Source organism: Pseudoalteromonas agarivorans (assembly GCF_024518735.1).
Lineage (GTDB): Bacteria > Pseudomonadota > Gammaproteobacteria > Enterobacterales > Alteromonadaceae > Pseudoalteromonas > Pseudoalteromonas atlantica.
Window position 1 is genome coordinate 255,666 of record NZ_JANIGJ010000007.1, and the last position, 21,069, is coordinate 276,734.

A 21,069-nucleotide genomic window follows, 5' to 3' on the forward strand; every position below is an offset into this window, starting at 1 on the left:
GGCAAACACAAGCTAATGACTGCGCAATTTGAACACGTATCCGTATTAATGGACGAAACCATCGATGCTCTTGCAATTAAGCCAGACGGCATATACATGGATGGTACTTTTGGACGTGGCGGACACTCAGGTCAAATACTTGCTCGACTTGGTGAGCAAGGGCGTTTACAGGCCATTGATCAAGACCCACAAGCAATAAAGTCGGCTGAAAAATTTGCCGATGACGCACGATTTGCTATAGCTCACACCCGCTTTTCTAACTTATACGATGTTGCAGAGCAAAACGATCTTTTAGGTAAAGTTGATGGCATTTTATTAGATATTGGCGTGTCCTCACCCCAGCTTGATGACGCAGAGCGTGGCTTTAGCTTTATGAAGGACGGCCCTCTTGATATGCGCATGGACCCAACAAGTGGGCGCAGTGCAGCGCAGTGGCTAGCCGAAGCTGAGCTTGAAGACATTACCCATGTAATTAAAACCTACGGTGAAGAAAAATTTGGTAAGCGTATTGCCCACAAAGTACTTGAGGTAAGAGAGCACACGCCAATTACCACAACCAAGCAACTTGCCGATTTAGTCGATGAAGCGGTGCCTGTTAAAGATAAATTTAAACACCCAGCCACACGTACATTTCAGGCAATCAGAATTTACATAAACAGTGAACTGGAAGAAATTCAAACCGCACTGCAAGCTGCTGTAAAAGTATTAAAGCCAGGTGGACGTTTAGTGGTTATTTCGTTTCATTCACTTGAAGACAGAATTGTGAAGCAATTTATTAGAAAACAGAGTAAGGGAGAAGCGATACCCAGAGGTCTGCCTTTAACCGACGCACAAATAAATAAAAACCTGACGTTAAAAGCAGTGGGTAAAGCTATTAAACCAAGTGCTGAAGAAATTGAGCGTAATCCACGCTCTCGCAGCTCAGTACTTAGGATTGCACAGAGGCTTGGATGAACACTAAAGCGAATCATCGCCAACCCAATTTATTTTTAGAAATATTAAAAGGCCTAGGAGCTAACAAGCTAACCTCGGCCTTGTTGGTTGTGATATTCGCTTCAAGCTTTGCAGTAGTGCAGGTTACGCACTCGGCTCGCGCGCAGCTAATTAAGCAAGATACGCTGCTACAAGAGCGAGATGAGCTCGACCTTGAATGGCGTTATTTACTTGTAGAAGAAGAGTTTTATTCGCAGCATGCGCGCATTGAGGAGGTTGCTACCACACAGCTTCAAATGAAGCGCCCTACCAGTCAGGATGAACAGGTAATAATAATACAATGAGAAATCGCGGCAAAAAACAGGTCAATAACTTAATCACATGGCGCTTTATGTTGGTGTGCACTGTGGTGTTTTTAGTGTTTGTAACACTGGTGTCGCGTGCTGCCTATTTACAAGTTATTGAGCCAGATAAAGCCCGTTCAGAAAGCGATAAACGCACCGTTCGTGTAGAAAAACTACATGTACAACGCGGTATGATCTTCGATCGTCAAGGCAAAGAGCTTGCTGTAAGTGTGCCTGTAGTCAGTGTGTATGCCGATCCTAAAGCATTGCATAAGTCACTTGTTGCTAAAGTTATAAAACAAGCCCGTAAAAACGGTGAAGATCATAAAACACTTGCAGAAAATGCCGCTGAGCTTGATAAGCGTACCTCTGTTTATTATGAAAATGATCTGCGTTGGCGTGAGCTGGCAGATGTATTACGTATCGATCCTAAAAAAATAAATTCGCGTTTATTAAATGATCCCACCCGTCGTTTTGTGTATTTAAAGCGCCAAGTTACACCGGCGGTTGCCAACTACATTAGCCAATTACGCTTACCTGGTATTCATTTGTTAGATGAGTCTAAACGTTATTACCCCGCGGGAGAGGTAACGGCTCACATTATTGGTTTTACAAATATTGATGGGAAAGGCATAGAAGGCATTGAAAAACTCTACGAAAATGCCTTAACAGGCGAAGAAGGCCGTCGCACTATTCGTAAAGATGCCCAAGGCCGCGAAGTTGAAGTATTAGATGAGCGTGAGCGTGTAGAGCCTGAAAATATTCAGCTGAGTATTGATCAACGCATTCAAGCAATTGCTTATAAAGCAGTAAAATCTGCTGTACTCACGTATAAAGCGACATCGGGGTCGGCCATGGTAGTTGATGTTAAAACCGGTGAAGTTTTGGCCATGGTAAATAGCCCATCATTTAATCCAAATAATTTGAACGATGCACAACCACATAAACGCCGTAACCGCGCAATTACCGATTTGTTTGAACCAGGCTCAACCGTTAAGCCACTAGCCATTTTAGCTGGGCTAGACTACGGCGTAATTAAAGCCGACGACACCATTGATACCTACCCAGGTTGGATGCGTTTAGGCGGCAGTTTAGTAAAAGATACCCGTAACCACGGTGAAATGACGCTTCGCGAAATTTTAAAGTATTCATCAAACATGGGCGTGGCGAAGGTAACGCAGCAAGTACCTAAAGATTACTTAGTTGGCTTATATCAAAAAGTGGGCTTTGGTAGCGATACCGGCACAGGCATGGTTGGCGAAAGTAGTGGTTTATTTTATCCAAACCGCCGCTGGTCTGATTTTGAAATTGCCACGTTATCGTTTGGTTATGCTATTTCGGTAAGTACGGCGCAAATGGCCCGTTTTTACACCATGTTAGGCGCCGGTGGGATTAATCGTCCGTTAACGATTTTAAAGCAAGACGGTGTGCCAGAAGGCGAGCGTATTTTTAAACAAAAAGACGTAGAAGCCGTTGTTCACATGATGGAAAGCGTGTTTGAAAAAGACGGTACAGCCCGAAACATAAAAGTAGATGGCTATCGCGCGGCAGGCAAAACCGGTACTTCTAAAAAGGCGGTTGCTGGTGGTTACGGTGATGAATACGTAGGTTATTTTGCAGGTGTAGCACCGGCAAGTAATCCACGCTTGGCTGTGGTAGTGATGATAAATGAGCCCGGTGGCGATGTGTACTATGGAGGTGCCACCGCAGGCCCTGCATTTGCAGAAATCGTCTCTAACGCATTAAGAATATTAAACGTAGCCCCTGATAAGGAAGAAGTGGCTTACGTAAAAGGTAAAGATAACGATGCGTGATTTAAAGGCTATTTTAAAATACATCGAGATAGATGCACCTTCGCAGCTAGTTAAAGATTTACGCCTTGATAGCCGGGATGTAACGCCAGGCGATGTATTTGTGGCTATAAAAGGCCATGCGCTTGATGGCGGACAGTTTATTGCCAAAGCAATTGAAAACGGCGCTACAGCCATTATTGCCGATAGACTGTGCGAATTCGATGTCACTTTTGAGCCACTGTATTTAGTAACCGAGCTTGATAAAAAACTCCCAGAACTAGCGAGTCAATTTTATGAAAACCCAAGCCAATCTCTCGATTTAATTGGTGTAACGGGCACTAATGGTAAATCTACAACAACGGCTATGATGGCGCATTTAGCGCAGTTTTGTAGTACCCCTTCGGCCATTATAGGCACATTAGGCTATGGCCACCCCGATACACTTACGCCACTTATTAATACCACGCCTTCGGCTGTTGACTTGCAGCACATATTGCATGACTTAAAACAGCAGCATAAAAAGCTTGTGGCGATGGAGGTTTCATCGCACGGGTTAGTGCAACAGCGTGTGGCACAATGCCAATTTAAAGCGGCGGTATTTACTAATTTATCGCGCGATCACCTTGATTACCATGGCGATATGGCAAGTTATGGCGACGCCAAACTTATGCTGTTTCGCGATTTTGACCCACAGTTAGTGGTGCTAAATCAAGACGATGGGCAAGCAGAGCAATGGCTTGAAAAATACAGTTTTAATAACCTTATTTGTTATGGTCGTAAAAATTTAGCACCTAAAAATGCACAGTATGTGTATTTTTCTGATGTTGAGTATTCTAAAAATGGTATTTCGGCGCAATTGAGCACAAGTTGGGGTGATATTAGCGTAACATCGCCTCTATTTGGTGAGTTTAACTTATATAATTTAACTGCGGCACTGGCAACATTGTTGGGGCTAGGTTATCCGCTTGAGCAGTTAGCCGCCGGATGCGCGCATTTGCACCCCGTTGCTGGGCGTATGCAAGCGTTTAGCGAAGTTAATTTACCCACGTGCGTTGTTGATTACGCCCATACGCCTGATGCACTTGCTCTGGCTTTACAAGCATTGCAAAAGCATGTGCCTGGTGGGGTTAGTTGTGTTTTTGGTTGTGGCGGCGACAGAGATAAAGGTAAGCGTGCCTTAATGGCGCAAGCGGCAGAGCAAAATGCAGATAAGGTTATTGTTACCAGCGACAATCCGCGTTCAGAAAACCCAGATGCTATTTTGGCAGATGTGGCAGCGGGTTTATCGCAGCCTGAAAAAGCCCATTTAGAGGCTGACAGAGCAAAAGCCATTCGCTATGCAATAGAAAATGCAAATGCGGATGACGTTATTTTAATTGCCGGCAAAGGCCACGAGGATTACCAAATTATTGGTGATCAACGTATCGACTTTTGCGATCGCAGTTATGTAAAAGAACAACTAAAAAAAGCAGTAAGAGGGATAACTCAATGATCCCAATGGACTTTGATTGGCTGGCAAATGTGCTAGCAACCGATTATCTAGGTGATAATCTCAATGTAGTAAATATTAATACCGATACCCGCAGCATTTGCGACGGTGAGGTGTTTTTAGCTTTAAAAGGGCCTAATTTTGATGGCCATAAATTTATTGCTGATGCTAAACAAAAAGGCGCTATTGGCGTTATTGTTCAGCATAAAGTAGATGTAGATATTGTGCAGTTTGTTGTTAGCGATACCCGTATTGCATTAGGTAATATAGGTGCGGCAGTTATGGCACAGGTTAACCCTAAAACCATTGCCATTACGGGCAGCGTGGGTAAAACAACGGTAAAAGAAATGTGCGCCGCTATTTTATCGGTGCACGGAGATGTGCTTGCTACAAAAGGTAATTTTAATAACGATATTGGCGTACCACTTACGCTATTACGTTTAGAGCCGCAGCACCGTTTTGCTGTTATAGAGCTTGGCGCTAATCATTTAGGCGAAATTGCTTACACTACCGCTATGGCAAAACCCGATGTAGCTGTGGTGTGTAATGTGGCCGCTGCGCATTTAGAAGGCTTTGGTAGTCTAATGGGAGTTGCTAAGGCAAAAGGTGAGATTTTTGATGGCCTAAAAGACGATGGCGTTGCCATTGTTAACTGCGATAGCGAATTTAGCCAATACTGGCTTGATAAATTAAAAGGGCGCACTGTTAAGTGTTTTTCAAGTACTGAAAAACTTGATATTTGGGCTGAAAATATCAGCCTAGATGAAAACGCTCGCGCAAGCTTTTTATTGTGTACACAAGATCAAAAAGTACCTGTAACGCTTGCTCTTCCTGGTAAGCACAATGTGAGTAACGCGCTTATTGCCGCGGCTTTAACCAGCGAGTTTGATGTATCACTTGAAGAGATAGCCACCGCACTTGCCACCATGGGCGATGTTAAGGGGCGTGTAAACTTAATAAAAGTAAGTGATTCACTGACCGTTATTGATGATACCTACAATGCAAATGTTAAGTCGGTAAAAGCAGCAATTGATTTATTGAGTGATATTCAAGGGCACCGTATTTTAGCACTGGGCGATATGGGAGAGCTTGGTGAACAAGCCAGAACTTATCATCAAGAAGTAGGCGAATACGCAAAACAACAAGGCATTGATGAGCTGTATACGCTGGGTGTGTTAAGTAAATACGCAAGCGATGTATTTGATAAGCCAAACCGTCATTTTTCTAACCGCGAAGAAATGCTCAAGCAAATTCAAACCAGTCTTAATAACACAAACAATAAAACCACGCTTGTGGTGAAAGGATCGCGCAGTTCTCGCATGGAATTATTAGTAACCGATTTAGTAAATGGCCAGCAACAAGCCATCAATGGAGTATCATAATGTTAGTTTGGCTGGCAGAGTATTTAACCCAATATTACAGTGGCTTTAATGTTTTTTCGTATTTAACCCTACGTGCCATTTTAGGCATATTAACAGCGTTAATGATGTCGCTTTATTTTGGCCCTAAGCTCATTCGTTCGTTACAAAAAATGCAAATTGGCCAAGTAGTGCGTGATGATGGGCCAGAATCTCACTTATCTAAAAAAGGCACTCCTACTATGGGAGGCTTACTTATTTTAGGCGCCATATTTACCAGCACCTTATTATGGGCTGACTTATCAAACAAATACGTATGGGCAACCTTATTTGTAATTGGCTCATTAGGTTTAGTGGGCTTTATAGATGACTACCGCAAAGTAATACGTAAAGACCCTAAAGGGCTAATTGCTAAATGGAAGTATTTTTGGCAATCGGTTATTGCTCTAGTGGTGGCAACTGCACTGTATGCAACGAGTACACAAGCGTCAGAAACCTCACTCGTGGTGCCATTTTTTAAAGATGTATTGCCACAACTAGGCTTGTTTTACATTGTAATTACTTACTTTGCATTAGTGGGTACTTCAAACGCGGTAAACCTGACTGATGGCTTAGATGGCCTGGCGATTGTGCCGACTATTTTAGTGGCTGCTGCACTGGCGATAATTGCTTATTTAACCGGGAACATTAACTTTTCGGCTTACTTACATATCCCGCATTTACCGCTTGCTAGTGAGCTGGTGGTTGTGTGTACCGCTATTGTTGGCGCTGGGTTAGGCTTTTTATGGTTTAACACATACCCAGCACAGGTGTTTATGGGAGATGTAGGGTCGCTGGCACTTGGCGGCGCGCTGGGCATTATTGCTATTTTAGTACGCCAAGAGCTACTGCTTATTATTATGGGCGGCGTGTTTGTAATGGAAGCTTTATCGGTAATTTTACAAGTGGGCTCATACAAATTACGCGGACAGCGCATTTTTAGAATGGCGCCGATTCATCATCATTACGAGCTAAAAGGTTGGCCAGAGCCACGTGTTATTGTGCGCTTTTGGATAATTTCAATTGTGCTAGTACTTGCTGGCCTTGCGACATTAAAGATTCGATAAATGCAGTATTTAAACGAGATAAAAAACAAACATATAACAGTGCTCGGACTCGGTGTAACCGGTCTGGGCATTGTGCGTTTTTTATTATCTCATGGTTTTGCACCAAAAGTCGTTGATAGCCGTGTTGCGCCACCAGGTATGGATTGGCTAAGCGAGCATGCTCCTGAGCTTAATACGCATTTTGGTGATTTAGCTAGCGCCGCGCTTTGTAAAACCGACATGATCATCATAAGCCCCGGGCTTAGCTTAAAAATTCCCGCAATTGCTCAAGCAATAGAGTCAGGCATTGAAGTAATTGGTGATGTAGAGCTGTTTGCTCGTATAAATACAAAACCGGTTGTTGCTGTTACAGGCTCTAATGGTAAATCAACCGTTGTTACCTTAGCCTACGAGGTATTAAAAGCAGCAGGTTATAAGGTGGCATTAGGTGGCAATATTGGCACTGCGGTATTGGATTTACTAAGTGATGATTTTGATGTGTATGTGCTGGAGCTTTCGAGTTTTCAGCTGGATACCTGCTCAAGCTTAAAACCAATAAGCGCAGCGGTATTAAATATATCTGAAGATCATTTAGATCGTTACGACAGCTACCAAGCCTATATCGACTCTAAACTAAGTATTTATAACAATGCTGAGCTTTTAGTAACCAACGCAGATGATATTCAAACTAAGCCTATTAGTCGCGCTTTAGCGCCGCAAATGAGCTTTGGCAGCGACCAAGGTGATTACCACTTAGCTGAGCGCAATAATGAGCTGCACTTTATAGTAAAAGGCGAGGCTTACTTACCTGTTAGCACGCTTGCGGTCGTTGGTAAGCACAATCACTTAAATACACTTGCGGTTATGGCGTTATTAAGCCCGTTTGATATTAGTAAAGAACAGTACGCAGCGGCGCTTTCTCAATTCAATGGTTTAGCGCACCGTTGCCAGTTTGTTGATGAGCAACATGGTGTTCAATACTTTAACGACTCTAAAGCCACCAATGTTGGCGCCACTATAGCGGCAATAGATAGTTTGGCCTCGGAGCACGAAAACCTGATTGTAATAGCCGGTGGTGATGCTAAAGGCGCTGATTTAAGTGCGTTAAAGCCATATATAAAAAGTCATGTAAAAGCGCTTGTATGCTTTGGTAAAGATGCAGCAGAGCTTGCTGCTTTAACGAGTAAATCGCACTTAGTAAAAACAATGCAAGAGGCGGTATCGCTCGCTAAAGTACTTAGCAAGCGCGGTGACATTGTATTACTTGCCCCTGCCTGTGCCAGCATTGATATGTATAACAACTACATGCAACGCGGTGATGACTTTGTGCAATGTGTAATGGAAGGGCAACTATGATTGCCTTTGCCGATTTAAAAGAAACACTCACCCCAAAACCCTCAGCACAGCTTTACGATGTGCCACTGCTTTATTGCATGTTAATGCTTATAGGGGTGGGTTTTATAATGGTGACCAGCGCCTCAATGCCCACAGCCGAAAGGCTGTTTGATAACTCATACCATATTACCATTCGCCACAGCATGTTTTTAGCGATGGCATTTGTTTTATTTTGGATTGCAGCCAGCGTGCCTATGGATTGGTGGAAACGCTCAAACCCGTATTTGTTGCTGCTTGGTATGGTGCTACTTATTGCCGTGTTAATAATAGGCCGCGAAGTCAACGGCGCTAAGCGTTGGATACCCATTGGGCCGGTTGGTTTTCAGGTGGCCGAAGCCGCTAAATTATACTTTTTCAGTTATATAGCAGGCTACTTAGTAAGAAAACGAGAAGAAGTACAAGAAAATATTAAAGGCTTTGCTAAGCCTATCGCTGTATTTGCGGTATATGCCTTACTTATTTTACTACAGCCCGATTTAGGAACCGTGGTGGTTATGTTTGTAACAACTGTGGGGCTGTTATTTTTGGCCGGCGCAAAGTTATGGCAGTTTTTTGTACTTATTTTAACGGGCGTAGGGCTTGTTGTATTACTGATTATTGTAGAGCCATACAGAATGGCGCGAGTGGTGGGCTTTTTAGACCCTTGGGAAGACCCATTTGGTAAAGGGTATCAGTTAGTGCAGTCGCTTATGGCCTACAGCCAAGGTGGCTGGTTTGGCCAAGGGTTAGGTAACAGCGTGCAAAAGTTACAGTATTTACCCGAGGCACATAACGATTTTATTTTTGCCGTTATAGGTGAAGAGCTAGGCCTAGTAGGTGTAGCAAGTATTTTATGTGTGTTGGCTGTGTTTGTATTTAGGGCGCTTTTAATAGGCCAACAAGCTTTAAAATGTGGCAAAGAATACGAAGGCTATTTTGCGTTTGCTATTGGCATTTGGTTTGCGTTTCAAACCATGGTTAATGTAGGCGCCAGCGCAGGGTTATTACCGACTAAAGGGTTAACCTTGCCGTTTATTTCGTATGGTGGTTCAAGTTTATTAATAATGACGATTGCCACCGGTATTTTATTGCGTGTTGATTTTGAAACTAAAATGGCAACCAAACAAGCCACCTCACGCGGAGGTAAGCGATGAGTAAAAAATTAGTAGTTGTGGCCGGTGGTACAGGCGGGCATATATTCCCAGGTATTGCTGTAGCCGATTATTTAAAAGAGCAAGGCTGGCAAGTAAGCTGGATAGGCACGCCAGACAGAATGGAAGCGGATGTTGTACCAAAGCATAACATTGAGATTGATTTTATTAATGTAAAGGGCGTACGCGGTAATGGCTTAAAGCGTCTTATTAAAGCCCCATTCATGGTACTTAATGCAATATTGCAGGCGCGTAAGGTATTGAAATCTCAGCAACCTGATGTAGTGCTTGCTATGGGCGGCTATGTAACCGGGCCAACCGGCATTGCCGCTAAAAGTTTAGGCATTCCACTGGTGATTCATGAGCAAAATGCAGTAGCAGGAATGAGCAACAAGTGGTTGGCAAAATTTGCTAACAGAGTACTTGCTGCGTTTCCAAGCGCCTTTGCACCAGGGCAAGCCGAATTAGTCGGTAACCCAGTACGTGCAAGCGTTGCTAATGTAGCTAAACGTGATGTTTCAAGCCCTATTAATATTTTAGTGGTGGGTGGCTCGCTAGGCGCACAAGTGCTTAACCAAACACTGCCAGAGGCGTTTAACTTACTTGCTAAAACAGCGCCAATTAAAGTGTGGCACCAAACAGGTAAAGGCCATATTGAGGGTGTGAAAAGCGCGTATGCGAAAAACAACATTGCAGATGAAGACCTAAAAGTTGCTGAATTTATAGATGATATGGACGCCGCCTACGCGTGGGCCGATATTGTTATTTGCCGTGCTGGTGCACTGACTGTTAGTGAAATTGCCGCCGCGGGTAAAATGGCTGTGTTTGTGCCATTTCCACATGCGGTAGACGATCATCAAACCGCCAACGCAAAATATTTAGTAACCGCAAATGGCGCGCTTTTAATGCCTCAGCCGCAGTTTAATAAAGATTCAATAGTTGAGCTATTAAACCCGTATTTGGCAAAGCCTATATTAATTAAACAAATGGCCAGCAATGCTAAGCAGCAAGCCATTTTAGATGCCACAGCAAGCGTTGCCTCGCACTGTGAGCAAGTAACAAATAAGAGAAAATAAGTGAAAGATAAGTCAATACAAGAACAACAAACTCGACCTGCTATGCGTCGAATAGAAACCATCCATTTTATTGGTATTGGTGGTGCGGGTATGGGCGGCATTGCTGAAGTACTGGCTTTTGAAGGCTACCGCATTACAGGCTCAGATATAGCGCACAGCGCAATGACCGAACGCTTAATTAAAGCCGGTGCAGAAGTATTTATAGGCCATCACGAAAACAACGTAAAAGATGCCAACGTAGTTGTTGTTTCAAGTGCTATTGATGAAACAAACCCTGAGATTATTGCTGCAAAAGCAGCGCGTATACCGGTAGTTCGCCGTGCAGAAATGCTTGCCGAATTAATGCGTTTTCGCCATGGCATTGCCATTGCGGGCACACATGGTAAAACCACAACAACCAGTTTAATTGCCAGCATTTATGCTCAGGCAGGGCTTGATCCTACTTTTATCATTGGCGGCTTATTAAATAGCGCGGGCAGTAACGCAAAAGTGGGCAAGAGCGACTTTTTAATTGCTGAGGCAGATGAAAGCGATGCATCGTTTTTGCATTTACAGCCTATGGTATCGGTGATTACCAATATTGAAGAAGATCACATGGAAACCTATGGCGGCAGTCTTGAGAAAATGAAAGACACTTATGTGGACTTTATTCATAACCTGCCATTTTATGGCTTAGCCGTAGTGTGCATAGACTCGCAAGTAGCAAGTGAGCTGATCCCGCGTTTTGGTCGCCCTGTGATCACGTATGGCGAGTCAAAAGATGCTGACTACCGCATGAGCGATTTTAGCCAATCAGCAAGTACTTGTACTTTTACAGTGACACATAAAAGCGGTGAAAGCTTAAGTGCAACGCTTAATATGCCAGGTAAGCACAACGCACTTAATGCCACGGCGGCAATTGCAGTGGCTAAAGATCAAAACATTGCTAACCACGCAATTTTAGAGGCGCTGCAAAAATTTGAAGGCATAGGACGACGCTTCCAGCATTATGGCAATTTTGAAAATGAGCGCGGCAATGTCATGCTGGTGGATGATTACGGACATCACCCATCAGAAGTTGCTGCCACCATTGCAGCGGTACGCGAAGGCTGGCCAGAAAAGCGTTTAGTTATGGTCTATCAACCGCACAGGTTTACCCGTACACGCGATTTATACGAAGACTTTGTAAAAGTATTAGCAGATGTAGATCAACTTTTATTACTTGATGTGTACAGTGCCGGCGAAGAGCCTATTGTTGGCGCAGACAGTAAAAGCCTGTGCCGCAGCTTACGTCAGCGCGGAAAAGAGCCTCTACATGTAGCAACGAGCGCAGAGCTTGCTGGTGTGCTGGCAGATAACTTACAAAATAACGACTTAGTTTTAACGCAAGGCGCTGGTAATATAGGACAATTGGTTAAAACATTAGCGGCAACAGGTATGTCGGTGGAAAAATTAAAGCAAGGTGAAGTATGACGCAAGAAAACGCGCAATTTGGTAAAGTAGCAGTACTGCTTGGGGGTAACTCAGCAGAGCGCGAAGTGTCACTACGTTCAGGGCAAGCGGTGCTTAATGCACTACAAAATGCCGGCGTTGATGCCATTGCTTTTGACCCGCAAAATCGCTCTTTGTGGGAGCTAAAAGAATTAAAGGTCGATCGTGTTTTTATTGCTTTGCATGGCCGTGGTGGCGAAGACGGTACAGTGCAAGGCGCACTTGAATTTATGAACTTGCCATACACGGGCAGCACTGTATTAGGCTCAGCCTTGGCAATGGATAAAGTACGTTGTAAGCATTTATTTAAATCTGCAGGACTAAGCACAGCGCCTTATGCAGTTGTTGATGCTAAAAAAGGCTTTGATGCAAAAGCTATTATGGATGAGTTTAAAAAAGTAATGGTTAAGCCATCGCACGAAGGCTCAAGCATAGGTATGGCGCAAGCAAGTACCGCTCAAGAGCTTGAAGATGCCCTTACACACGCTTTTAAGTTTGATAGCCAAGTGTTAGTAGAGCAGTGGATAACCGGACGCGAATTTACCGTGACTGTATTAGGCGATGAAGTACAGCCTGTGATTGAAATGACGACTCCAAATGGTTTTTACGATTACCAAGCTAAGTATCAATCAAATACAACACAGTATCATTGCCCAGCAGATTTATCGGCGCAAGATACACAGCACTTACAGGCTATCTCGTTAGAGGCGTTTGATTTAGTGGGGGCAAGCGGCTGGGGCCGTGTAGATGCCATGCAAGATGAGCAGGGGAATTTTTATTTATTAGAAGTAAATACAGTCCCTGGCATGACCGAAAAATCGCTGGTGCCCATGGCGGCAAAAGCAAACGGGGCAACATTTGAGCAATTAGTTGTTCGCATTTTGGGGCAAACGCTTTAATATGCATCCCCTTTTAGAAAAAGCTCAACAGTTAAAACAGCAACTTAACTTTAATTGGTCGCTAATTTTTGGTGTGAGCTTTTTTCTGGTGGTAGTGATTGGGCTCGTGCAAATAACTACCGGTGTATCTGATTGGCTAGTAGAGAACAAAGATGCACAAATAAAGCACTTAACAGTGCTAGGAAAGCCCAAATACACTGACGAAAAGGCCATAATAAAAGCAATAAAACAGGCCGATTTAAGCAGTTTTTTTGAGCTAGATGTAAAACGCGTACAGCAACTGGTAAAAGATTTACCTTGGGTTGCAACCGTATCGGTACGCAAGCAATGGCCCGATACAATACAAGTGTACGTAGTTGAACACGAAGCCGTAGCCCATTGGAATAGCGATTTACTGCTAAACCAAAGTGGCGATGCCTTTGAAGCAAGTAGCGATAAACTCGCCAATGATTTACCGCAACTTTACGGCCCAGAAGGCAGCGAAAAAGAAGCGTGGATTGCCTTTAAGCAATTTGACGAAATGCTAAAGGTAAATGCATTAACGTTAAAAAGCTTAGCCCTTTCGGAGCGTTTTTCGTGGCAGTTATGGTTAGATAATGGTGTGCGCTTAAATTTAGGGCGCAAAGACAAAGCAAAGCGAGTACAGCGGTTTATAGATGTGTACCCGCGCATGGAAAAGCGTGCAGATGCACAAATAGATGCAATAGATTTACGCTATGATACCGGCCTTGCAGTTAGCTATAAGCCTGTGCAAGAACAGCAATTACAAAATAAGAGTAAGGCATGACTAAGTCAGCAGAAAGAAACCTAGTGATTGGATTAGACGTTGGTACCTCAAAAGTGGTGGCCACGGTAGGTGAAATCACCGCAGATAACAAGCTCAGCATTGTTGGTGTGGGCAGCCAAGTATCTCATGGTATGGATAAAGGCGGCGTTAACGATTTAAACTTAGTGTCTGAGTCGATTCGCCGAGCAATAGATGAAGCCGAGTTAATGGCTGATTGTCGTATTAGCTCAGTGTACTTAGGGATTTCTGGCAAGCACATACAGTGTCAAAACGAAAGCGGCGTGGTTGCTATCAATAATACAGAAGTAACCGATGAAGACATTGAAAATGTAATTCATATAGCGCGCTCTGTGCCTATTTCGGCCGAGCGTAAAATGCTGCATGCATTACCGCAAGAATACAGCATTGATATGCAAGAGGGCATTAAAAACCCCCTTGGTATGAGCGGTGTACGTATGGAAGCACGTGCACACATTATTACCTGCTCAAACGACATGGCTAAAAACATTGAAAAATGTGTTGAGCGCTGTGGTTTAGAGGTTGATCAGCTTATATTTACCGCACTCGCATCGTGTTACTCGGTTTTAACCGATGACGAAAAAGAGCTTGGCGTAGCGGTACTTGATATTGGTGGTGGTACAATGGATATCACTATTTATATTAACGGGGCATTACGCCATTCTTCGGTTATCCCAGTGGCGGGTAATCAAGTAACCGGTGATATTGCAAAAATATTTCGTACACCTATATCACATGCTGAGTCACTCAAAGTACAATATGCATGTGCAAGTAGCCAAATGGCCAGCAACGAAGACACCATAGAAGTACCAAGTGTAGGCGGGCGACCAGCACGATTAATGTCGCGCCATACTTTATCTGAAGTGGTAGAGCCTCGTTTTAGAGAATTATTTGAATTAGCGATGGAAGAAATTCGTCGCTCAGGTTTAGAAGACCAAATTGCGGCAGGCCTCGTTATTACAGGCGGGACTGCTAAAATGACTGGCGCAATGGAAGTGGCTGAAGACATTTTCCAAATGCCAGTGAGAATAGGCAAACCAATCGGGATAGTTGGTTTGACAGACTACGTAGACGATCCTTCGTACGCAACCGCTGTAGGTTTGTTACAATACGGGCGCACTATGCAATCGATGAATGCACAAAAGTCGAAAGCAGAGGATAATAATAATTGGTGGAACCGCATTACTAAATGGTTCCAAGGCGAGTTTTAAAGTACTCAAGTCGGAGAGTAAACATGTTTGATATGATGGAACAACACAGCGAAGAAGCTGTAATTAAGGTAATTGGCGTGGGCGGTGGCGGCGGTAACGCTGTTGAGCACATGGTAAAACAACAAATAGAAGGCGTGCGCTTTATAGCCGCAAATACGGATGCGCAAGCATTACGTAATTCCGCTGCCGATATTACCGTACAACTAGGCACGCAAATAACCTCAGGGTTAGGTGCAGGTGCAAACCCAGAAGTAGGCCGCGAATCGGCTGAAGAAGATGCAGAAACAATTCGTGCCAGCCTTGAAGGCGCAGATATGGTATTTATTGCTGCCGGCATGGGTGGTGGTACAGGTACTGGTGCTGCACCAGTGGTTGCTAAAATTGCCAAAGAATTAGGTATTTTAACGGTTGCTGTAGTAACGCGCCCTTTTGACTTTGAAGGCAAAAAGCGCGCAGCAGCTGCTGAACAAGGCATTAATGAATTGTCAGAAATTGTAGACTCACTTATTACAATTCCGAACAATAAATTGCTTAAAGTTTTAGGTAAAGGGACTACACTGTTAGATGCCTTCGCTAAAGCAAACGATGTACTTTTTGGTGCGGTTCAAGGTATTGCGGAGCTAATTACACGTTCTGGTTTAATTAACGTGGATTTCGCCGACGTACGTACCGTAATGTCAGCAATGGGTACTGCCATGATGGGCACAGCCTCTGCATCAGGCCCAGATCGTGCTCAAGAAGCTGCAGAAGCGGCTATCTCAAGCCCATTACTAGAAGACGTTGATTTAACCGGCGCTAAAGGTATTTTGGTTAATATTACCGCGGGTATGGACATTGCGATTGAAGAATTTGAAATTGTGGGTAACCACGTTAAAGCGTTAGCGTCTGAAAATGCAACCGTAGTTGTAGGTGCAGTTATTGACCCAGAAATGAGCGACGAGTTACGTGTAACCGTTGTTGCTACGGGTTTAGGCGGCGATCGTCGTCCGCAGTTTGGTATTGTTGATAACGGCTTTAAAAAGGCATCAGGTTCTGATGTAGCAAGTTCATCAAACCAATCTAGCAGCATGTACGTACCAAGCTTTGCAAGCCAAGGTACAAGCACTGAAGAAACGACGCCAAGCACGCAAGTAGAAAGCAAAGAACAAGCGCCATCTACAAGCTCAAGCAACACGGCAAGTTCATCAACGCAAAACAGTAAAAAAGCGGATAAATCAGAAGGCGGAGATTATTTTGATATTCCGGCTTTTTTACGTAAGCAGGCTGATTAACATCTACTAATGCTTTTGTTTGAAATATATACAAATATTGAAAGGCAAAAGGATTTATGTTAAACTCCGCCGTCTAACTGTAACTGATTTAAAAGTGAGCGAACCTATGATTAAACAGCGTACGATTGCACAAGTAGTCAAAGCCATAGGAATTGGACTTCATAAAGGTGAGAAGGTCACAATAACTCTCCGACCTGCGAGCGCAAATACCGGGATTGTATTTCGTCGTGTCGACCTTGATCCGGTTGTTGATTTTGAAACAACACCTGAAGCCGTTGGTGATACGCAGCTGTGTACCTGTTTAATTAACAAAGATGGCGTTCGCTTATCAACGACTGAGCACCTAATTGCAGCGGTTGCTGCGATGGGTATCGATAATTTAATTGTTGAATTAGACAGCTCAGAAGTGCCGATTATGGATGGTAGTGCATTACCGTTCATTTATTTGTTACAAAAAGGCGGCATTGAAGAGCAAAATGTCGCGAAACGCTTCATTCGTATAAAAGAAAAAGTACGTATTGAAGAAGGCGATAAATGGGCCGAAGTAGAACCATATGATGGTTTTCATATCGACTTTGAAATTGCCTTTGATCACCCGGCCATTAATGAAAGCCGCCAGCGCATTGGTTTAGATATTACTGCGCAAAGCTTTACTGAAGAAATTAGCCGTGCACGTACCTTTGGTTTTATGAAAGACATAGAATACATGCATGCTAATAACCTAGCACTTGGTGGCAGCATGGACAGCGCAGTAGTACTTGATGACTTTAAAGTACTAAACCCAAATGGTTTGCGCTACAGCGATGAATTTGTAAAACACAAAATATTAGACTGTGTGGGCGACATGTTTATGACAGGTCATAACCTACTAGGTAAAGTAACGGCTTATAAATCGGGTCACGATTTAAATAATAAGTTACTTCGCAAAATTATGGCAACAGAATCAGCATGGGAGTGGGCAACATTTGAAACGCCTGTTACGATGCCTGCACCCGGCCTTGAATTAGCGACGGCCTAATTTAGTATTTTTTAAAAATACACGCTCACAAACAGTTATAAAAAATGACGCTTAATAGCGTCATTTTTTTTGCCTTAAATTAGCGAGTTGCAACTAATTACTATTAATTTTTAATAATTAACGCGCAGCTTAAAGCGCTAAAATTGTTGGTAACTGTGCCAGTTCAGTTATGGTGTAGGTTGGGCTTATGCCTGCTGGTAACTGCTCGCCTGGGTGCTGTAGCCAACAGGTATCAATACCGGCATTATTGCCTCCTAAAATATCGCTAGAGGCAGTGTCGCCCACCATTAATATTTTGCTTTTGTCTGGGTTACCCATAAGCTCAAATGTGTGCTCAAAAATAGCCTTGTTAGGCTTAGCAATGCCTACCAGTTCCGAAATAACCAGCCAATCAAACATATTTTCAAGGCCGGTATGCGCTAGGCGCAGGGCTTGCAAACGGGCAAAGCCATTAGTAATAATACCCAATTGTGCATGCGGTTTTAGTGCATTTAGTAAATCGATTGCGCCGGGGAGTGGTTCACAAATTTGTGCCATAGCATCTAAAAATGCATCGTTTAGCTCTTTAGCGGGTACCCCTAATTTTACAGCCCACTCGTTAAAGCGGGTTACTTGTAAGTAATCGGCACTAATTTTTCCATCTTGATAATCTATCCACAGCTGCTTATTAGTTTTTTGGTAATGGATGTAATCAGCTTGAGTAAACTCAATGTTGTACGCTTTAAACATGCGGGTCATCCCCGCTAAAATATCAAACCTGAATAGTGTTTCGTCTGCATCAAACAGTACATAACTGTATTTCATTAATTTTCCTGATAAAGGCTAGGGTGTAAAAAAGGAGCCATAGCTAAGGTAAGCGCTTGGGTGTAGGTGCTTTGGCGAGTGGCATGATTGTTTGTGAGAAGCCCTATCGCGCCGCCTTTTTGCTTAACATTATGAGTGTTAAATGCTTTATCCATTACATCGCCAAGCTCTTCTCCGCTTAGCAGCGCGTTATATAACACTTGCGGTAACGGCAGGTTACTGCTGCGTCCTATCGCTTGCTCAGAGCCATTATTAATAACAACATAGGCAAAGGTTGCAGCACCATAGCTAAATTGCTCTGCACCGCCTTCCATTGCACAGTAGTAATCTGCTTGGTACATGTTTTTACAGTAAGTGACTCGGTTTTGTGCGCCTATACGGGTTTGTTCCTCGCCAATTGGTTGATCGGGAACATTTGAGGGAGCATCAACGCCTTGGCAATCAATTTCGTAACTAGGAAAGTACATTGCAAAAATATGTTTTGCAGCGTTAATTTTTACTGGGTTTTTAGAGCCCACAATAATTTTTAATGAGTGCGACACGTTTTCCCTCACTGTTAGCAAAAGCAGCAGTGTACGTCAGAAGTGTAAATCATAAAAGAGGGGCTAAATGGGTATATCTAAAGGGGCTAGGTTTTCAAGAGCACGCTTTTTAACAATAATGTCTTTAATAAGCGGGGTAAGCACCAGCTCCATTGCTAAACCCATTTTACCGCCTGGCACCACAAGGGTATTTATACGCGACATAAAGCTGCCTTCAATCATCTGTAAATAATACGGAAAATCAACGTCATCAATTCCTCTAAAGCGAATAACCACAAAGCTTTCATCTAGCGAAGGAATATCTTTTGCGCTAAATGGGTTTGACGTATCAACCGTTGGCACACGTTGAAAGTTAATATGGGTGCGCGAAAACTGCGGTGTGATGTGGTTAATGTAGTCATCCATACTGCGTACAATTGAGTCCATTACTTTTTCGCGAGAGTGGCCGCGGTCTTGCGTATCGCGGATCAATTTTTGGATCCATTCAAGGTTAATAATAGGCACCATGCCTATAAGTAGATCCACGTGCTTAGCTACATCATGATCCTGATCAACCACGCCACCGTGCAAGCCTTCGTAAAACATTAAATCAGTGTTTGTTTCAAGATCTTGCCAAGGGGTAAAGGTCCCCGGTAATTGATTGTATGGCACTGCTTCGTCAAAGGTATGCAAGTATCGGCGTAACTTGCCTTGGCCTGTTTCGCCGTAGGTACCAAATAAGGTTTCTAATGCGCCAAAGTCATTAGCTTCACGGCCAAAGTAACTTATATGTTTACCTTCTTGTTGTGCTTCGCGTACTTTTTTATCCATTTCTGGTCGCGTGTAACGATGAAAGCTATCTCCTTCGATAAAAGCCGCATCAATGTTGAGGCTACGAAAAATATGTTTAATTGCATTGGTGGTAGTGGTAGTTCCCGCACCCGACGAACCTGTAATAGCAATGATAGGATGTTTAGCTGACATGTATTTTCTCTTTTTTAGGACCAAGTTAGTTATAAAGAGTTGACTGACTTAGGTCAAGTGACGCCATCGGCAAATAACGTTATCATGAGGTGCTTAAAAATAAAACGAGAGAAAGCATGAAACTTATTAAACCATGGCTTGGGCTAGTCTCTTTAGCGGCGCTAAGCCTTGCTACAGCGCAGGCTAGCATGCCTAAAAGCCAAATATTACTTGCTGATTTAAATACACCCTACGGTATGCAAGTGAGTATAGTGAGCGACAAAAACAGCTATAACAACCAACCTTATTTAACAAACCAGGGTATTTATTTCACCCATGAAGTTATTTCAAGCGAGCAAAGTCAAACCGATATTGCCTATTATGACCTAGCAACCAAGCAAGTAAGCAACATAACAAATACGCCAGTGAGCGAATATTCGCCCACTGTTATGCCCTCAAAACAAAGTTTATCGGCCATTGTGGTAGAGCAAGATAGCAAACAAAAGCTATGGCAATACCCACTCGATACTGAGCAAGCACCAAGCCGTATTTTTGATTGGATTGAACCTGTTGGCTACCACGCCTGGGGCGCTCAAAGCGACTTAGTGATGTTTATTTTAGGTGAGCCACATACATTGCAATATACTTCGGTTGCTGCGGCAAAAGGCGAGGTGGTAGCAAGTAACATAGGGCGCACGCTTATTTATAACAGTAAAACCGCAACATTTTTATTTAGCTACACAAAAAATGATCAGCATATTTTAGCAAGCTTTAACCCGCAATCTAAACAGGTAGAAGATTTACTTAGATTGCCAGAGCAAGTACAAGACTTTATTTTAAAAGATGCTAATACAGTGGCTTATGCGGTTAAAAACCGTGTATATATGCGTAATTTAAGTGGCAGCGATGAGGTTTCTCAATGGCTTAACTTAAGCCCATATTGCGAGACAAACATAACGCGAATGAGTTATAAAAACGACAAACTTGCCTTTGTATGCGATGTAAAATAATTCGGACTTTGCAGCGCGTATAGGCTAATGTAATGCACAATTAAACATTAAAGGGATCACCACGTGGCTTATAGTGCAGATGAGTTAACAGAGCAGCTCATTCAGTTAAAGTGCAGAAGTAACTTTAAAATTAAAAACATTGCTGAGTACATGTTAGCAAATTCTAAAGAAGCAATTTATACCCACAGCGAAGCGGGTAAAGGCAAAATAATTATTCGCCCAGCCTTTGAGGTGTTTAGCGATGATTTTGCAACAATTGATGAGGTAACACGAGTACAAGGTTATTTTCATAGTAGCGAGATGACACGCTTTCCTACACGTATTCACAAAAGTGCGCAGCCGATTCACTATGGTGTGGCCTTTAAAATTAACTCAGAGCAAGCAGCAAAAGACTTTATTGCCAAGCTAACACAGATTATTAACGGGTAAATAAAAGCCGCTGAGTGAATAACTCAACGGCTTTTTTAATTATGCATATTTACTTTTAATTAAGC

General features: G+C 43.2%; 20 protein-coding genes. 17 read left to right on the forward strand and 3 right to left on the reverse strand.

Annotated features, from left to right (window positions below):
• The first annotated feature begins 15 nt into the window (after positions 1-15).
• From rsmH to lpxC, 15 genes are all read left to right on the forward strand, one after another.
• Positions 16-954 carry a 16S rRNA (cytosine(1402)-N(4))-methyltransferase RsmH gene (rsmH, locus tag NQT65_RS14280; protein WP_004589408.1) on the forward strand — a complete coding sequence of 313 codons (939 nt, stop codon included), beginning with the start codon at positions 16-18 and terminating at the stop codon, positions 952-954.
• Complete coding sequence (gene ftsL, locus NQT65_RS14285) at positions 951-1,277, forward strand: cell division protein FtsL (RefSeq protein WP_024033306.1); 327 nt, start codon at positions 951-953, stop codon at positions 1,275-1,277. The genes rsmH and ftsL overlap by 4 nt, the downstream gene beginning before the upstream one ends.
• Positions 1,274-3,091 (forward strand): penicillin-binding transpeptidase domain-containing protein, encoded by a 1,818-nt coding sequence (locus NQT65_RS14290; protein WP_256851428.1) that lies wholly within the window; start codon positions 1,274-1,276, stop codon positions 3,089-3,091. Before ftsL ends, NQT65_RS14290 begins: the two co-directional genes overlap by 4 nt.
• Positions 3,084-4,562, forward strand: a complete 1,479-nt coding sequence (gene murE / locus NQT65_RS14295) for a UDP-N-acetylmuramoyl-L-alanyl-D-glutamate--2,6-diaminopimelate ligase (RefSeq protein WP_138684901.1) — start codon at positions 3,084-3,086, stop codon at positions 4,560-4,562. The genes NQT65_RS14290 and murE overlap by 8 nt, the downstream gene beginning before the upstream one ends.
• Positions 4,559-5,941, forward strand: coding sequence for a UDP-N-acetylmuramoyl-tripeptide--D-alanyl-D-alanine ligase (locus tag NQT65_RS14300; RefSeq protein WP_121637954.1), 1,383 nt, complete (start codon positions 4,559-4,561; stop codon positions 5,939-5,941). Before murE ends, NQT65_RS14300 begins: the two co-directional genes overlap by 4 nt.
• Entirely contained in the window at positions 5,941-7,023 is a 1,083-nt protein-coding gene (mraY, locus tag NQT65_RS14305) for a phospho-N-acetylmuramoyl-pentapeptide-transferase (protein ID WP_004589413.1), read from the forward strand. The genes NQT65_RS14300 and mraY overlap by 1 nt, the downstream gene beginning before the upstream one ends.
• Positions 7,024-8,358 carry a UDP-N-acetylmuramoyl-L-alanine--D-glutamate ligase gene (gene murD, locus NQT65_RS14310; RefSeq protein WP_256851429.1) on the forward strand — a complete coding sequence of 445 codons (1,335 nt, stop codon included), beginning with the start codon at positions 7,024-7,026 and terminating at the stop codon, positions 8,356-8,358.
• Positions 8,355-9,530 (forward strand): cell division protein FtsW, encoded by a 1,176-nt coding sequence (gene ftsW, locus NQT65_RS14315; RefSeq protein WP_004589415.1) that lies wholly within the window; start codon positions 8,355-8,357, stop codon positions 9,528-9,530. Before murD ends, ftsW begins: the two co-directional genes overlap by 4 nt.
• Positions 9,527-10,603: an undecaprenyldiphospho-muramoylpentapeptide beta-N-acetylglucosaminyltransferase gene (murG, locus tag NQT65_RS14320; protein ID WP_256846087.1), complete on the forward strand. Its 1,077-nt coding sequence runs from the start codon at positions 9,527-9,529 to the stop codon at positions 10,601-10,603. The genes ftsW and murG overlap by 4 nt, the downstream gene beginning before the upstream one ends.
• A gap of 42 nt (positions 10,604-10,645) precedes the next feature.
• On the forward strand, positions 10,646-12,055 hold the full coding sequence (gene murC, locus NQT65_RS14325; protein ID WP_051063459.1) for a UDP-N-acetylmuramate--L-alanine ligase: 1,410 nt from the start codon (positions 10,646-10,648) through the stop codon (positions 12,053-12,055).
• Positions 12,052-12,972, forward strand: coding sequence for a D-alanine--D-alanine ligase (locus NQT65_RS14330; RefSeq protein WP_126008179.1), 921 nt, complete (start codon positions 12,052-12,054; stop codon positions 12,970-12,972). The genes murC and NQT65_RS14330 overlap by 4 nt, the downstream gene beginning before the upstream one ends.
• A 1-nt stretch (position 12,973) precedes the next feature.
• Positions 12,974-13,759, forward strand: coding sequence for a cell division protein FtsQ/DivIB (locus NQT65_RS14335; protein ID WP_126008177.1), 786 nt, complete (start codon positions 12,974-12,976; stop codon positions 13,757-13,759).
• Entirely contained in the window at positions 13,756-14,988 is a 1,233-nt protein-coding gene (gene ftsA / locus NQT65_RS14340; protein WP_004589420.1) for a cell division protein FtsA, read from the forward strand. Before NQT65_RS14335 ends, ftsA begins: the two co-directional genes overlap by 4 nt.
• Positions 14,989-15,011: 23 nt before the next feature.
• Positions 15,012-16,259, forward strand: a complete 1,248-nt coding sequence (gene ftsZ, locus NQT65_RS14345) for a cell division protein FtsZ (RefSeq protein WP_256851430.1) — start codon at positions 15,012-15,014, stop codon at positions 16,257-16,259.
• Between the two features lie 106 nt (positions 16,260-16,365).
• Complete coding sequence (gene lpxC, locus NQT65_RS14350; protein WP_004589422.1) at positions 16,366-17,277, forward strand: UDP-3-O-acyl-N-acetylglucosamine deacetylase; 912 nt, start codon at positions 16,366-16,368, stop codon at positions 17,275-17,277.
• A gap of 129 nt (positions 17,278-17,406) precedes the next feature.
• Here the strand turns inward: lpxC and yjjG are convergent, their stop codons facing one another.
• The 3 genes from yjjG to NQT65_RS14365 form a co-directional block, all read right to left on the reverse strand.
• A complete protein-coding gene (gene yjjG / locus NQT65_RS14355; RefSeq protein WP_054982322.1) occupies positions 17,407-18,081 on the reverse strand; it encodes a pyrimidine 5'-nucleotidase in 675 nt (224 codons plus the stop codon).
• Positions 18,081-18,623 carry an inosine/xanthosine triphosphatase gene (gene yjjX, locus NQT65_RS14360; RefSeq protein WP_004589424.1) on the reverse strand — a complete coding sequence of 181 codons (543 nt, stop codon included), beginning with the start codon at positions 18,621-18,623 and terminating at the stop codon, positions 18,081-18,083. Before yjjX ends, yjjG begins: the two co-directional genes overlap by 1 nt.
• A gap of 63 nt (positions 18,624-18,686) precedes the next feature.
• A complete protein-coding gene (locus NQT65_RS14365) occupies positions 18,687-19,586 on the reverse strand; it encodes a phosphoribulokinase (RefSeq protein ID WP_004589425.1) in 900 nt (299 codons plus the stop codon).
• A 116-nt stretch (positions 19,587-19,702) separates the two neighbouring features.
• On the opposite strand from NQT65_RS14365, the gene NQT65_RS14370 reads away from it, so the two are divergent.
• On the forward strand, positions 19,703-20,575 hold the full coding sequence (locus tag NQT65_RS14370) for a TolB-like translocation protein (RefSeq protein ID WP_126008172.1): 873 nt from the start codon (positions 19,703-19,705) through the stop codon (positions 20,573-20,575).
• A gap of 63 nt (positions 20,576-20,638) precedes the next feature.
• On the forward strand, positions 20,639-21,004 hold the full coding sequence (locus NQT65_RS14375; protein ID WP_004589427.1) for a hypothetical protein: 366 nt from the start codon (positions 20,639-20,641) through the stop codon (positions 21,002-21,004).
• The last annotated feature ends 65 nt before the right edge of the window (positions 21,005-21,069 follow it).

What these genes read in the sequence shown, in the direction of transcription:
- rsmH (WP_004589408.1), top strand. Translation starts at nt 16, where the DNA reads ATGACTGCGCAATTTGAACACGTATCCGTATTAATGGACGAAACCATC.
- ftsL (WP_024033306.1), top strand. Translation starts at nt 951, where the DNA reads ATGAACACTAAAGCGAATCATCGCCAACCCAATTTATTTTTAGAAATA.
- NQT65_RS14290 (WP_256851428.1), top strand. Translation starts at nt 1,274, where the DNA reads ATGAGAAATCGCGGCAAAAAACAGGTCAATAACTTAATCACATGGCGC.
- murE (WP_138684901.1), top strand. Translation starts at nt 3,084, where the DNA reads ATGCGTGATTTAAAGGCTATTTTAAAATACATCGAGATAGATGCACCT.
- NQT65_RS14300 (WP_121637954.1), top strand. Translation starts at nt 4,559, where the DNA reads ATGATCCCAATGGACTTTGATTGGCTGGCAAATGTGCTAGCAACCGAT.
- mraY (WP_004589413.1), top strand. Translation starts at nt 5,941, where the DNA reads ATGTTAGTTTGGCTGGCAGAGTATTTAACCCAATATTACAGTGGCTTT.
- murD (WP_256851429.1), top strand. Translation starts at nt 7,024, where the DNA reads ATGCAGTATTTAAACGAGATAAAAAACAAACATATAACAGTGCTCGGA.
- ftsW (WP_004589415.1), top strand. Translation starts at nt 8,355, where the DNA reads ATGATTGCCTTTGCCGATTTAAAAGAAACACTCACCCCAAAACCCTCA.
- murG (WP_256846087.1), top strand. Translation starts at nt 9,527, where the DNA reads ATGAGTAAAAAATTAGTAGTTGTGGCCGGTGGTACAGGCGGGCATATA.
- murC (WP_051063459.1), top strand. Translation starts at nt 10,646, where the DNA reads ATGCGTCGAATAGAAACCATCCATTTTATTGGTATTGGTGGTGCGGGT.
- NQT65_RS14330 (WP_126008179.1), top strand. Translation starts at nt 12,052, where the DNA reads ATGACGCAAGAAAACGCGCAATTTGGTAAAGTAGCAGTACTGCTTGGG.
- NQT65_RS14335 (WP_126008177.1), top strand. Translation starts at nt 12,974, where the DNA reads ATGCATCCCCTTTTAGAAAAAGCTCAACAGTTAAAACAGCAACTTAAC.
- ftsA (WP_004589420.1), top strand. Translation starts at nt 13,756, where the DNA reads ATGACTAAGTCAGCAGAAAGAAACCTAGTGATTGGATTAGACGTTGGT.
- ftsZ (WP_256851430.1), top strand. Translation starts at nt 15,012, where the DNA reads ATGTTTGATATGATGGAACAACACAGCGAAGAAGCTGTAATTAAGGTA.
- lpxC (WP_004589422.1), top strand. Translation starts at nt 16,366, where the DNA reads ATGATTAAACAGCGTACGATTGCACAAGTAGTCAAAGCCATAGGAATT.
- yjjG (WP_054982322.1), bottom strand. Translation starts at nt 18,081, where the DNA reads ATGAAATACAGTTATGTACTGTTTGATGCAGACGAAACACTATTCAGG.
- NQT65_RS14365 (WP_004589425.1), bottom strand. Translation starts at nt 19,586, where the DNA reads ATGTCAGCTAAACATCCTATCATTGCTATTACAGGTTCGTCGGGTGCG.
- NQT65_RS14370 (WP_126008172.1), top strand. Translation starts at nt 19,703, where the DNA reads ATGAAACTTATTAAACCATGGCTTGGGCTAGTCTCTTTAGCGGCGCTA.